General features: G+C 54.1%; 13 protein-coding genes and 1 pseudogene. 1 reads left to right on the top strand and 13 read right to left on the bottom strand.

The window, feature by feature from the left end:
• Positions 1 to 3: 3 nt before the first annotated feature.
• From B5F88_RS21275 to B5F88_RS02985, 8 genes are all read right to left on the bottom strand, one after another.
• On the bottom strand, positions 4 to 1,242 hold the full coding sequence (locus B5F88_RS21275) for a restriction endonuclease subunit S (RefSeq protein ID WP_087341514.1): 1,239 nt from the start codon (positions 1,240 to 1,242) through the stop codon (positions 4 to 6).
• 14 nt (positions 1,243 to 1,256) lie between these two features.
• Positions 1,257 to 1,907, bottom strand: a complete 651-nt coding sequence (locus B5F88_RS03010; protein ID WP_087341512.1) for a hypothetical protein — start codon at positions 1,905 to 1,907, stop codon at positions 1,257 to 1,259.
• Entirely contained in the window at positions 1,904 to 2,038 is a 135-nt protein-coding gene (locus B5F88_RS21710; RefSeq protein ID WP_275532904.1) for a hypothetical protein, read from the bottom strand. Before B5F88_RS21710 ends, B5F88_RS03010 begins: the two co-directional genes overlap by 4 nt.
• Positions 2,035 to 3,603: a type I restriction-modification system subunit M gene (locus B5F88_RS03005; RefSeq protein WP_087341604.1), complete on the bottom strand. Its 1,569-nt coding sequence runs from the start codon at positions 3,601 to 3,603 to the stop codon at positions 2,035 to 2,037. Before B5F88_RS03005 ends, B5F88_RS21710 begins: the two co-directional genes overlap by 4 nt.
• 38 nt (positions 3,604 to 3,641) lie before the next feature.
• Positions 3,642 to 3,827 carry a helix-turn-helix domain-containing protein gene (locus tag B5F88_RS03000; RefSeq protein WP_087341510.1) on the bottom strand — a complete coding sequence of 62 codons (186 nt, stop codon included), beginning with the start codon at positions 3,825 to 3,827 and terminating at the stop codon, positions 3,642 to 3,644.
• Between the two features lie 387 nt (positions 3,828 to 4,214).
• A complete protein-coding gene (locus B5F88_RS02995) occupies positions 4,215 to 5,183 on the bottom strand; it encodes a site-specific integrase (RefSeq protein WP_087341508.1) in 969 nt (322 codons plus the stop codon).
• The gene (locus B5F88_RS02990; protein ID WP_087341506.1) at positions 5,180 to 5,890 is read right to left on the bottom strand and encodes an integrase; all 711 of its coding nucleotides are present in this window, start codon (positions 5,888 to 5,890) and stop codon (positions 5,180 to 5,182) included. Before B5F88_RS02990 ends, B5F88_RS02995 begins: the two co-directional genes overlap by 4 nt.
• 165 nt (positions 5,891 to 6,055) lie before the next feature.
• Complete coding sequence (locus B5F88_RS02985; protein ID WP_087341504.1) at positions 6,056 to 7,396, bottom strand: DUF4143 domain-containing protein; 1,341 nt, start codon at positions 7,394 to 7,396, stop codon at positions 6,056 to 6,058.
• 749 nt (positions 7,397 to 8,145) lie between these two features.
• Between B5F88_RS02985 and B5F88_RS02980 the strand changes: the two genes are divergently transcribed.
• Complete coding sequence (locus B5F88_RS02980; protein ID WP_087341502.1) at positions 8,146 to 8,862, top strand: EcsC family protein; 717 nt, start codon at positions 8,146 to 8,148, stop codon at positions 8,860 to 8,862.
• 74 nt (positions 8,863 to 8,936) lie between these two features.
• Here B5F88_RS02980 and B5F88_RS02975 read toward each other — a convergent pair whose 3' ends face one another.
• The 5 genes and pseudogenes from B5F88_RS02975 to B5F88_RS02955 all read right to left on the bottom strand — a co-directional run.
• Positions 8,937 to 10,166, bottom strand: a complete 1,230-nt coding sequence (locus B5F88_RS02975) for a site-specific integrase (protein ID WP_087341500.1) — start codon at positions 10,164 to 10,166, stop codon at positions 8,937 to 8,939.
• A gap of 56 nt (positions 10,167 to 10,222) precedes the next feature.
• On the bottom strand, positions 10,223 to 10,441 hold the full coding sequence (locus B5F88_RS02970; protein ID WP_087341498.1) for a helix-turn-helix domain-containing protein: 219 nt from the start codon (positions 10,439 to 10,441) through the stop codon (positions 10,223 to 10,225).
• Positions 10,442 to 10,510: 69 nt separating this feature from the next.
• Positions 10,511 to 12,469 (bottom strand): MobP3 family relaxase, encoded by a 1,959-nt coding sequence (gene mobP3 / locus B5F88_RS02965; protein ID WP_087341496.1) that lies wholly within the window; start codon positions 12,467 to 12,469, stop codon positions 10,511 to 10,513.
• Between the two features lie 63 nt (positions 12,470 to 12,532).
• On the bottom strand, positions 12,533 to 12,919 hold the full coding sequence (locus B5F88_RS02960) for a hypothetical protein (RefSeq protein WP_242959614.1): 387 nt from the start codon (positions 12,917 to 12,919) through the stop codon (positions 12,533 to 12,535).
• A pseudogene (locus B5F88_RS02955) lies at positions 12,916 to 13,235 on the bottom strand (integrase); the annotation flags it as partial. The pseudogene B5F88_RS02955 and the gene B5F88_RS02960, both read right to left, overlap by 4 nt.

Raw genomic sequence — 13,235 nt, 5'->3', positions numbered from 1 at the left:
CTATCACTGCTTTTCCTGAAAACTCAGCAACTTGTCCCGGTAGTATTCATACTGCTTTTTCCGGGCCTCGATTTCAGCAGGCAGGCCCTGAGTCAGGTCGTTGCAGAGGGTGTCGAAGCGGTCGAGAATAGAGACGATGCTCTCTTGTTCATCTAAGGCGGGGACGGGTACCCGCACTTTTTCGAGTCTGGCAATTGACAAACCCGGCTGAGCTCCTGCCGTCTTATACTGATTTAATTTTGCCACATCCAAAAGGTAGTACAGAAACCGCTCATTATAACTGCCCTGCTGGGAAACTACAACGGCATGTTCAGTGGCATAAAATTTCCCCGTCACATAGCAAACATTTCCGCATAAAGCACCTTGCCTACCAACCACAGAAAAACTCCCATTTTGGTTATATGTGGCGGTATATCCGCGCAATCCGTTTCCTCCATAGCATGGATAAGGATGTTCATCCGATTGCATATCAAATATATCTGTAGAGGGGATTGCTTTTCCAGCTTTCAAATTGCACAAATCTCCCAGTGCAAACCACTTGACAGCCCGGCGGAAGTCAGCTATCCTTGTCTGTCTGTCTGTCTGTCTGTCTGTCTGTCTGTCTGTCTGTCTGTCAAGGATTGTCGCGCCTGCGTTGTTGAAAGTCAACAGCAGATCTCGATAATACTCATACTGCTTCTTCCTCGCCGTTAGTTCCGCTATGAGTTTTTCGTTCAGTTCCGCCGTGAGTTCCGTAAAGGAATCCAGGATGCGGACGATCTCCTGCTGGACAGGGAGCGGGGGGAGAGGGATGGAGTATCGCAACACTGCACTTTTATCCCCTCGCGGCATTTTTGCGCCTTTTGCATTCTGCATATCATAGTTGAAGAAAGAATCAGACGAAAGAATGTAGTATAGAAATTGCGGCCGCAGAATATTTTTGTTCTTTATCTGTATGACCAGAACATCCCCATTTGTGCCGCCATCATGTGTGGCAAGCCAAATCTTTTTCAAATAAGGCCGGATATTGCCAATCAGGATATCGTCTTTTCTGAAATGAATCCAACGCCCGTCGCTTGGCACATAACTGGCAACTGTTTTCCCTTGCTTATCTGGCAACAAATTTTCAACGCCAACATAATTGTCCGCATTTACTTCTGCCACATCAATCCGCTCCGTGGCATAGGAACATACATCGCCTAAGTATTTATACTCCACCCCATCCGGGCAAAGCTGCTGGATCAGTTCTTGCAATCTACTCATATTCTCAACTCTCTCTATAGCCTGATCAGTTCTCTGATTTTTTCCTCTGACCGCTGTGACACGACTGCCTGGTATGCCCGCTCCAACTGCTCCAATGCAGAGAAAACCTCTTTCCGATACCGTTCTTCTCCCAGGTGATCAGCCTTTTCTCCCAAAGTCCAGTTTTTCATTTCCGGGAACATGTCGCTGGACATCTGATTCCAGATTACTCCATATCCATACAGCGCTTTCAGCATCTTTCCGTATGCCAATGTAAAGGTGTTCAGTGGCTCTAAAATATCTTTCGGGAAAATCAACTCCATTTCAGCGGCGATCCGGTGAAGGTCCTCGATTTTCAAAAGCAAGACCTTTCGGGCCGGATTGTCCAGCGGCGGTTTCGGCGCGTCCCCTGCTTCCTCCAAATAAGAGTTATTGGTCAGATATGCGTAGGTTAGACTTACGCAGAACAATGGTTTACCATTATCCTCTATCCCCAAATTGTCCCGGTGCTCACGGTATAAGTCCAGGAGTCCCTTGGCGATCAGGTAATCAGACAATCGCCGGTCAAATAGCTGCTGCTTGTTGCTGAGCTTGATCTGCCGGTGGGTCTGCCACAGGGCGATTATAGAGATGACAACAGCGAGGAGCGACAGCCAGGTGTCCGGGTCTTTGATATAGTCCATCATTTACAGAACCGCACCTCCCGGGTCTGGGTCTTTCCCTCCATGGCGCCGTGGGGCGTGGTTATTTCCACTTTGGAAGCGACCACTTTTGCATCCAGTTTCTCATTGTAAAAACCCTGAAAATTCTTGCTCATGCGTCCACCTCGATCTCTCCAATGATCTTGTCGATCTCCTCCCGCAGCACCTGCTCCCGGGCCACGATCTTCTCGATCTCGGCATTCAGCGCGGTGATGTCGATGACCTCCCGGGTGTCCTCCTGCTCCACATAGGTGGAGACGGACAGGTTGTACTCCTGCTCCCGGATCTCCTCATAGGCGGCCAGGTGGGAGAAGTGGGCGACCTCGGCGCGGCCGGCGAAGGTGTCCACGATGCGGTCGATGTTCTCCGGGGTCAGCCTATTGTTGTTGGTCACCTTGATGCACTCGCCGGAGGCGTCGATAAACAGGGTTTTGCTGTCCGCCTTGTTCTTTTTCAGCACCATGATGCAGGTGGCGATGCTGGTGCCGAAGAACAGGTTGCTGGGTAGCTGGATGATGCAGTCGATGAAGTTGTTGTCGATCAAGTACTGGCGGATCTTCTTCTCCGCCCCGCCCCGGTACAGGATGCCGGGGAAACAGACGATGGCGGCGGTGCCGTTGGATGCCAGCCAGCTGAGGCTGTGCATGATAAAGGCCAGATCCGCCTTGCTCTTGGGGGCCAGCACCCCGGCGGGGGCAAAGCGGGGGTCGTTGATCAACAGGGGATTGTCGTCCCCGGCCCACTTGATGGAGTAGGGGGGATTGGAGACGATCAGCTCAAAGGGCTCATCGTCCCAGTGCTGGGGATTGGTCAGGGTGTCCTCGCAGGCGATGTCGAATTTGTCAAAGCCGATGTCGTGGAGGAACATGTTGATACGGCACAGGTTGTAGGTGGTGATATTGATCTCCTGGCCGTAAAAGCCGTTGCGGACGGCGTCACGGCCCAGCACCTTCACCGCCTTCAGCAGCAGAGAGCCGGAACCGCAGGCGGGGTCGTAGACCTTGTTGACCTCGGTCTTGCCCACGGTGCCCAGGCGGGTCAGCAGCTCGGACACGTCCGCCGGAGTGAAGAACTCGCCGCCGGATTTGCCGGCGTTGCTGGCGTACATGGTCATCAGGTACTCATAGGCGTCACCAAAAGCGTCGATCTGGTGGTCCTTCACGTCGCCCAGTTTCATATCGGCCACACCGTTCAGGAGCTTCACCAGCTTCTCGTTCCGCTTGGCCACGGTGGCACCCAGCTTGTTGCTGTTCACGTCATAGTCGTCAAACAGCCCGGCAAAGCTGCCCTCGGACTCGCTGCCCTGGGCGGAGCCTTCAATGTGACGGAAAACCGTTTCCAGCGTCTCGTTCAGGTTCTCGTCCCCGGCCGCCCTGGCGCGAACGTTACAGAACAGCTCACTGGGCAGGATGAAGAAGCCCTTTTCCTGCACCAGCCCCTCCCGGGCCTCCTCGGCCTCCTCGTCGGACAGCTTGGCGTAGTCAAAATCGGCATTCCCGGCCTCAATCTCGCCGGCGTTGATGTAATTGCAGAGGTTTTCCGAGATGTAGCGGTAGAACATGGTGCCCAGCACGTAGTTCTTGAAATCCCAGCCGTCTACCGCGCCCCGCAGCTCATCCGCGATGGCCCAGATCGCCCGGTGCAGCTCGTCCCGCTCCTGCTCTTTCCTGATATCAGCCACAGTGGTGTCCTCCAAAATTTATTTTGATGCGCATCGGATCAGCGACTTCCTTTCTCCTCTTTCGGGAACCGCGGATCAGGGGGCTTTTTCGCATCCGGCGGCAACAGCCAGGTCTTTCCTGCCTTGACCGTCCCCGGGATTCGCCCCTGAGCGCAGAGCAAGGCCACCCGACGAGGTGAAATCCCCCATAACTTTGCCGCCTGTTTCGTCGTCAAAAATTCCATAGAGCATCCCTCTATACGCAAATTTCTACCAGATATTATATTCTGTTATCTGAATATAGACAAGATATTTTTTCGTATAAGAGTATAGAAATCTTGTTGTCCCATAAACAGGCGTATTCTTTGATTATGCGGTGCATTTTTTGCGGGTGGCACTGTAGTTTAGAACGACACAGCGGCCCACAGGGCAAAACTGGCGGTAATCGCCGCTGCTGTGGCAATTCGTTCTTTCATTCCGGTTCCTCAGATACGAAACGAGCGCCCGTTCTACTGTTCGGAAAGCTCCGGAGGGGTATAGAAGCAGTCATACAGCCCCTTGAGCAGTTCGTTTTCCATTGTCATCGCCTCCTTGCGACACAAACCTATACCACACCTCCCGCAGAATATCCATCAGAATTTCAGGAGGTGATCCAGAATATCTGCCGCTTGCCGCAGCTCCTCCTGAGACGCTTCGGCGGGTTTGTTCTCGTCCTTGGCAACTGGGCAGGCCAGATAGGGGGCATAGTTCTGCCGGGTCATTGCGGTCCTGAAGTGGCCCAGCATCTGAGAAACCTCTTTCGTGTCCATGCCATTTTGCAGAGACAGGGCGGCGCAGGTGTGCCGGAGATCCGCGAACCGAATGTGATCCAGCCCGGCCTCTTGGATGATCTCATTGTGTAGCCGGCGCACCATCTGGGGCGAGTAGGGCCTCTGGGTGGCTGGGTGCATGAACATGAGCGGACTTCTTGGGTGTTTGGCGTGCTCCAGGCGCAGGAGTTCAACCGCCTCCGTTGTCAGACTGACGATCCTGGTGCCGCCTTCATACTCCACCAGCTCCCGCCGTTCCACGGAGCGTTTCTCGGCGATGGTCAGCGTCCGCTCTTTTACATCCAGGTCGCTCCACTTCAGTGCGATCAGCTCTCCCTGCCGAAGTCCCGCCGTCAGCGCCAGCAGGAACATGGGGAGGTACCCTAACCGCTCCGCCGCGTCCAGATAGTCCTCTACTTCTGCGGGCGTCAGCACATTGGCGCTGACCTTCTTGGGCTTTGGGTAGTGAAACGCTCGAGCGGGATTTTCCGTTATCAGGCCATCCCGCATCGCCTGGTCCAGACATTGCTGGAGCAGCCGGTGGATGTGCCGCATGGTATGCTCCCCCAGTCCTGGGTATTCGGGACTTTCCGGGCGGTGACCGCCAAAGCGCCTGCGCTCCTCCAGAAAATCTCCCACCTGCTCCGCGGTCAATTCAGAGAGCGGGATCTCCCCCAGTCCGGGGAGAATGTGGTTCTTAAAGATGTAGCCATGAGCTGCGTATGTGGTCGGACGGCTCTGGGGCTTGTCATAGGCTTTCTGCCAGCGGAGGACATACTCTCGCAGCGTCATATCCCCACCTCCATGCACTGGCGCTGCAGGTTCCGGAAGGCCACCCGCGGAAGCCCCGCTTGTTTCAGAATCTGCTTGTGGAGGTAGTAGAACTCGTGGAGCTGGTACGGTGCTCCGGTCTTGGGGTTGAGGAACACATAGCGGCCGGTTTCCGGTACCCGTTCCAGCAGATGCTCCGCCCTGCTGTTGAGGGTCAGCAGGCGTTGTCCCTTGAGGATGTACCGGCAGCGGATATGAAAATCGGCCCACGACAAGGTGATGAGTTCACATTGCCGCAGGCCGCTGGAGAGTCCTGTGTAGATGAGAGGGAGTGCGCCCAGTTGTTCCGCTGCGTTCAGGTACCGTTGGAGCTGTCCCAGGCGCAAGGGAGTTGTTTGATACGCTTCTGCTTGTGGCTCCTGACAGAGCCGCACCGGGTTGTAAGGGATGCGCTGGTCGCGGGCCGCTTCATCCATACAGCGCCGCAGGAGCAGATGGACGCACCAGACGCTTCTGGCGCTGAGTCCCTGGCTCCGCAGGCTGTCATAGAAGCTGGTGACGGTGCATTCTGACAGTTCCACCAGCGGGATACCCCCGATTCCGGGGAGAATGTGGCGGTAGATCAGGTTGCGGTATCCGCCCACGGTGCTGCCGCTCCATCTGCCCTGGTTCTCGCAGAACCAGCGGTCGCACCACTGGCCCACCGTGAGGTTAGGTTCTTTCTGCATATCGTCGCCTCCTTTTGGCAACCGAACAATACCACAGAAAGAGAGAAATAGCCACTGGAAAGAGTGGAATGTTTAATGTTTGCAGAAGAATGACCGCTCCCGAACGATGCCGCTTGTTGACTTTCTTGTCATATACTTATCATATGACAAGAATTCGATTCGGGATCAGATATTGGCTCCAGCCAAATAGCGTTTCAGCAGGAAAGCGCAGAAGTAGGGGAAGGTATAGATGTTATCACTATATCCGATGTTTCCGCCGGTGAACTTAATGCCGCAGTGAATATCCGCATACTTCTCACTGCTGATCAGGGTCCTCATGGACTTGGCAGTCCCGTTTTTGGCCTTCACCTCAACAGGGATCAGGGCGCTTGCCGTTCGGACGAAGAAATCCTGTTCCAGCGTAGAATCGTCCCGTTTATAGTAATAGAGTTTGTATCCCGCCTTGACCAGTGCTTCGCCAACCACATTTTCGTAAAGCGCGCCCTTATAGACGCCGAGATTTTTGTTGGTCCGCAGATCCTCCTGCGCTTCTTCGTCCAGCATGGCCACAAGCAGGCCGCTGTCGGCAAAGTAGATTTTATACTTGGTATCGTCATAGTTGCCCTGCAGCGGCAGTTCCGGGAAATTCAGGCAGTAGCAGATATTGACCATTCCCGCATCATCCAGCCATTCCACACATCCTCTATAGTCACGGAAGCGAGCGCCGGAGGCAACTTTGGAGATTTGAAACTTCTTGTTGTCCTTGGCAAGCTGCACGGGAATGTGGTTGAATACATTCAAGATCCTGGTCTGGTCGATGCCCTCGGCATATTTGCGAATGTCCTCCTTGTAGTCCGCAATCAACTGTCTCTGTATCTCAAGCGACCCTTCAAAGGTACCTTTTACAATGAATTCACGAACAACAGCGGGCATTCCTCCCAGGATGCAGTAGTCAAGGAAGAGGGAGCTGCACACCGACATCTGTACCTCGTTGAAGGGCGTGAGATTTCGCATATGCTCCAGCATATCTTCGATGAAGGTATCGTCATAGCCTTTGGCCCACAGGAATTCCTCGAAATCCAACGAGAACATCTCGTAGTCAGACTTGTAGCCCACGCTGTTGCTCTCGATTTTCCGGTAATTGATGCCCAGCATGGAGCCGCTGCAGATCACATCGAATCTGCCGTCGATTTTGAAGAACTTCAGCGCTGTTGCAATTTCCGGAAACTCTTGCAGCTCATCAAAGAATATCAGTGTTTCGCCCTCAATAAACCGTTTGGATGGGTCCATTCTGGAGATATTCTTGATGATGTCATCTGCCCTATATCCGTCCGCTGTGATCATTTTATACTTTGGTTCTTCCACGAAGTTGATGGTGATCACACTCTGGTAATTCATCTCTCCAAACCGCTTGATCGACTCGGTTTTCCCCACCTGTCGGGGCCCCTTGACGATCAACGGCTTTCTGTCAGGGTTCGCCTTCCATTCGGCCAGGAATGCATCGATCTTTCGTTTTAAATAGAGCATTTCACCCACCTCCTTCGCCACTATTATACCGATACCCGATGGAGAAATCAATCGAAATCGCAAAAAAATGAGCGAGTTTTCTTTTCTTCTGCACATTTTATGAGCGAGTTGTTGGGCCTGAATACATATTTTTCGTTTTTTGGGAGAACGTGTCCCGCACCAGGGGCTTATTCTTTGTTTATGCGGCGCAATTCCTGCGTCACTGTTTTGAGGTGATTGGCCTGTCATCTCCCCCTCAAACCGGGCGGAACATCTTTTAATACACAGAATCCAATCCCACACAAATCCCAAAAGACGAAAGGGTTTCTTGAAACAAGCAGGGCAAAAGAGTTCTAAAGAGGAACTGCCCAAGCAGAGGAAAGGGCCAAAGAGGGCGGAAAAGTGGCGGATGAAGGTTCAGACACACATTTGGGAGCAGGAGGCCCGGGGTTCGAGTCCCCGCACTCCGACCATCTTTCGCAGAAAAACCGCCGTTTTAGGCGGTTTTCCTGCGTTTTTTGTTTTGCTTTTGTGATTTGGACGATTGCTGTTCAGCGACGGTTTTAGGAGCAAAAAAGCGGCGAGAGCACGAGCAAGGATAGCCGCCGAAACCGCCAAATCCCTAACCCATCCCTAATTGGTGTGACCGCTGTTTTCTCGTTGTGGATACGACAAATTCTTGAGTTTTTTATCTATTTCCCATATAATAACTTTGAAAACAGAACGGGCGCATTCTGAGTTCAGGGAATCAGCCTTGAGGTGGAGTGTTTATGAGCAAAGACAAGAAAGGTATTTCTCAAGAAGATATCATGGCTCTTCTTGATACTTGCTACGAAAAATGTCTGAATGGCGTTCCCTATGTGAGCCCATCCGTAGAGAAATTGGCCAACAACTATTTAGATAAATATCCCACTAAGCAGCAGGCATGCAAGGCCATGATCAATAATCAAATTATCAAATGCACTACCTCTGGCTTCATTACCGGATTTGGTGGAGTTATTACAATGCCTGTTACCTTGCCTGCCAATATCGGCAGTGTTTTATATGTGCAAATGCGCATGATCGCCTGCACAGCATATATGGCTGGCTTTGAACTGAATAGTGACCAAACACAGACATTTGTATATGCCTGCCTTGCTGGTGTATCCGTAAACAAATTGGTTAAACAGGCGGGAATCAAGTTCGGAGTTAAGTTTGCTAACGGATTGATAAAGAAAATTCCCGGGAAAGTTTTGACCAAAATCAACCAAAAAGTAGGATTTAGATTTATTACGAAATTTGGAAGTAAGGGTATTATCAATTTGGGAAAGCTTGTCCCCGGTGTTGGGGCTGTTATCGGCGGTGGCCTTGATTTAGTAGAAACCAAAGCCATAAGTGTTCGAGCGTACAAATGGTTTTTTGAAGGAGACTTCTCTTGCGATCAAGATTCCGCTGATGATGCAGTCGAGATTGTAGCAGATGACTTTGAATGTTCCACAACTCTTTAATCATTTGATTTATGGCTAACCCTCAAATTATAAAGCCCAAGGGACGAGGTATCGTCCCCTGGGCTTCATTTATTTTACCCCACTTTCTCAAACGGTATCACCTTACACCGGCTCCCCTCCGGCGGGTCGGGCGGCTCCGGTTCCGGTTTGGCTGTGGCCGTCTCCATGAAGCCGCCGATCTTCTCCGCCGCGCCTCGCTGCATGTCGTTGGTGATGTGCGTATAGGTATCGAGGGTGAACCCGGCGCTGTAGTGGCCCAGCATACTGGACAGGGTCTTCACATCCACGCCGCTGGAGAGGGCCATCGTGGCGAAAGTATGGCGCAGATCATGGAAGCGAACACGCTCCTCAATGCCCGCCTTTGCCAGCAGCTTCCGGTTAATCCTGGACACCGCGTCCGGGCTCCAGTAGCCGCCGGTGCGGGGCGACGGGAACAGGAGGGGGTTGTCCGGGTGCTGTTCATGCTCCTTCACCAGCATATCCACGGCCTGCTGGGACAGCGCCACCTTGCGGACGGAGTTTTTGGTTTTCGGCTCCGTCACCACCAGCTCCCCGTCAATCCGGGTGACCTGCTTGCTCACCGAGAGGATACGATCCTTCACATTCAGGTCGTCCCACCGGAGTGCCAGTAGTTCCCCCCGCCGCAGGCCGCTGGACAGTTCCAGGAAGAACATGGGCAGGACGCCGTACTTCTCCGCCTCGCTGAGATATACCCCCAGTTTCTCCGGCGGGATGATGGCCATCTCCTTTTTCTCCTTAGGCGGGATGCGGCAGTTGTCGCAGGGGTTGTAGGGAATGATCCGCTCCTTGACTGCCTGCTTCAGCGCCGAGGAAAGCACCATGTGGATGCGCCGCACCGTGCTGCCGGACAATTCTGTGTTGGTCTGCGCCTCGAACCGCTGCACCCGCCCGCTGGTCTTGGAATCGTTGTACATCTTCTGGATCTGGATGGCGGCGAGCCGCTTGAGCTTGACCCCTCCGATGGCCGGGATAATGTGGTTCTCGATGCTGTTCACATAGGTCTTGGCGGTGTTGGGGCGGATCACGGGCTTGCTGTAGGTTTCAAACCACAGCCGGCACCACTCCGCCACCGTATAGTCCTCGTTGTGGTTCACCGGGATGCCCCGGTTGTCCCGGATGGCCCGGTCCAGCTTCTCCTTGCACTCGGCCCGTGTCTTGGCGGATACGCTTTTCTGGATGGCCCGGCCGGTGGCGGGATCAATCCCCAAGGTGTATCGGCCCTCCCAGCGGCCGTTGGGCTTTCTGCGGATGCTGCCCTCGCCGTTTGCCCGTTTCTTTGCCATTGCTCATCCCTCCTTTTGCAACACAAACAAATACCACAGAATCTTTGAAATAGCCACTAAAATATTTCCGTCTTTTTGGCCGACTGCTCCTCAATCCACGCCATGAACTTATCACGTGGGACGATGATCCGGCTGCCCAGGGTGATGGTGGGGAAATCCTGCCGGTGAGCCACCTCGTAGGCATGGGCCAGCCCGATACCCAGCACATCGGCCACATCCTGCACGGTCAGCATCAGGGGAAGTTCGTTAAAAGAGTTGTACTTGGATCGTTTCATCAAATTCCTTTCTACCCTTCTCGTGGAAGGGATTTTATTCTTTGTTTTGCGGCTCATTTTCTGCGCCGCTTACATGGTCATACCACCCATATTTTGCTCCTCCACATGGTCATCCGGCCTGTGGCCCAGGGCAATCCGCTTTTCCTGGAGCGCCTGAAGCCGCTTGTGGTCAATGTGCAGCCCCGTGCTTGTGGAATCCTCCGGCACATTGTCCCGGAAGATGTTGCCCATGTGGTGGAGGAGCTGTGTGGCAGAAAGCAGAAGGCCGGGCGGCCCAGGCTGGCCCTGTTCCATGCGTTCCTTGAAAAACTGTGCATAGGTGTGCCCCTGCATTGCCGCAGCTTGGAACCATCCATAGGCAACCTCCTGATCCTGTTCCACCCCCTCCCCCATCAGGTACAGCTTGCCCAGCAGATACTGCGCCCAGGGGTTCTGTGCCTCTGCAGCCTGCCGGAAATACTCCGCCGCCCTATCCGCATTTTTAAGTACGTGCTCACCCCTCAGATGCTCCTTGCCCAGGGCGTAGGCGGCGTAGTCGTTCCCGTTTTGCGCCGCCGCGTTCAGCCACCGGATGCCTTCGCTGGGATCGTGTACATCTGGGTCGTCGGAGAGAAGCAGTTTTCCAAGCGCATACTGAGCCTGAGGCAGTTCACGCTTCGCCGCCTGCTCCAGCCAGTGCCTGGCCTTCTCCGCATCAGGAATCAGCAAACCGCCATCCCGGTACATCTGCCCCAGGAAGGTTTGGGCATAGGGATCACCCATCTCCGCCAGCAGCTCCAGTCTTTCGGCGGCCTCGTCCCGTTCTTCCAACGGGAACGCCTCATTTTCAATGATTCTCCGCAGCTCCCGGCATGTCCAGGTGAGCGTCCCCTCATCCACCCAGTCACCGTAGTCCTCCATATCTCTGTCCTCGAAAGAGATATGGTTCAGCCGGATGTGCTCGGCCTCCTGAATCACCGCATTCTTGACGGCACGGAACTCTTTCCGTTCGGAGAGCGGCGGGCGCTGCCGCGCTCTCTCGGAGTAGAAGTCATTCACTTTGCATTGCAGCTCCCACCACTTCTGATAGCACCTGTCCACAACAGGCAGGTGTTCCATCTGGTTTACGATCTCATCGACCTGTCGCTTTATCTGCTTTGGAAGATAGCCATAGGACTTCTTGCCCTTTACATCGCCAAGTTGCTGGGAAAGATTTAGCATCATCCGCTCTGCTTCAGGATGCTCACAGACCGACTCGCTCATCTGCCGGGACAGCTCCAGCATGGCCTTCCGGGTCTCCCGCACCAGTTCGTCCCGGCTTTCAGACTTCTGCTCATAGAGGTGGAGCATCTCCTGTTTGAAGATCTGATTGGTGAGCGTAGACTTGATCTGCCGGATACCATCTCTGGACAGATATGCCTGCTTGGGATTTGCTGACCACGCCATCATGTGCACGTGAGGATGCTCCCCTTCATCGTGGAAGGCAGCGTACCACCGGAAGTCCTGGGGGTTGATATTCATAGCGGCAGCGATGTCGTTGCGGTGTGTGCGCAGGAGAGAACGCCACGCCTGGGCATTGTCATAGCCCAGGCGCTCAGCATCCTCCCGGTGGAGGGAGATGATGTGCGTCCACACATTTCCGGTGTAGTGCTCCAGCTCCGACATTGCCTTGTCCAGATCCACACTGTCCTCGTCACCGAACAGCCCGTGGTCACCCAGACGTTCTGCCCGGGGACGGGTCGCGATGTACCTGGCATATCCCTCCGAGGATTGAACCTGGGACCAGTTCTCCTCCAGGGCCAGCGTGATGAGGGACGAGGCGCTGGCTTTGGTGGGGTGCTGCGTATAGCTTTCATACTCTAGCAAATCTTTTGTGTCAGGAAAATCTTTTACCAGTTTTGTGATGAGCTGCTCCTGCTTGCGTGTGGGCAGACGATCATCCGGGATGATCTCCACCCGCTCCCGCGTGGCGATGTACTTCATGTATCCGCCCGCGCTCTGTCCGCCGCCGCATTTGATATACGGGCTTTTGACGATCAGTCTTGCCATGGGTCATCCTCCAGCTCCCACAGCTTCTGCACCAGCGATACCTTGCCGTTGGTCTTTTTCACGTTAGTCCTCCACTTCTGCTGGCGTCAGTACATTGGCGCTGACCTTCTTGGGCTTGGGGTAGCGAAACGATCGGGCAGGATTTTCCGCTATTAAGCCATCCCGCATCGCTTGATCCAGGCATTGCTGGAGCAGTCGGTGGATGTGCCGCATGGTATGCTCCCCCAGCCTTGGGTATTCAGGGCTTTCCGGACGGTGGCCGCCAAATCGCCGTCGCTCCTCCAGAAAGTCTCCCACCTGTTCTGCGGTCAATTCAGAGATCGGGATCTTCCCCAGGCCGGGGAGGATGTGGTTCTTGAAGATGTAGCCATGAGCTGCGTATGTGGTCGGACGGCTATGGTTCTTGTCATAGACCTCCTGCCAGCGGAGAATGTACTCTCTCAGCGTCATATCCCCACCTCCCTGCACTGGCGCTGCAGGTTCCGGAAGGCCACCCACGGCAGGCCCGCCTGTTTGAGTATCCGCTTGTGGAGGTAGTAGAACTCATGGAGCTGATACGGCGCTCCAGTCTTGGGATTGAGGAACACATAACAGCCGGTTTCCGGTATCCGCTCCAAGAGATGCTCTGCCCTGCTGTTGAGGGTCAGCAGGCGCTGGCCCTTGAGGATGTACCGGCAGCGGATATGAAAATCGGCCCACGACAAGGTGATGAGTTCACATTGCCGCAGGCCGCTGGAGAGTCCTGTGTAGATGAGAGGGAGTGCGC

Source organism: Flavonifractor sp. An306 (assembly GCF_002159455.1).
Taxonomy (GTDB): domain Bacteria; phylum Bacillota; class Clostridia; order Oscillospirales; family Oscillospiraceae; genus Flavonifractor.
This window is presented reverse-complemented; position numbering and strand designations above follow the sequence as displayed.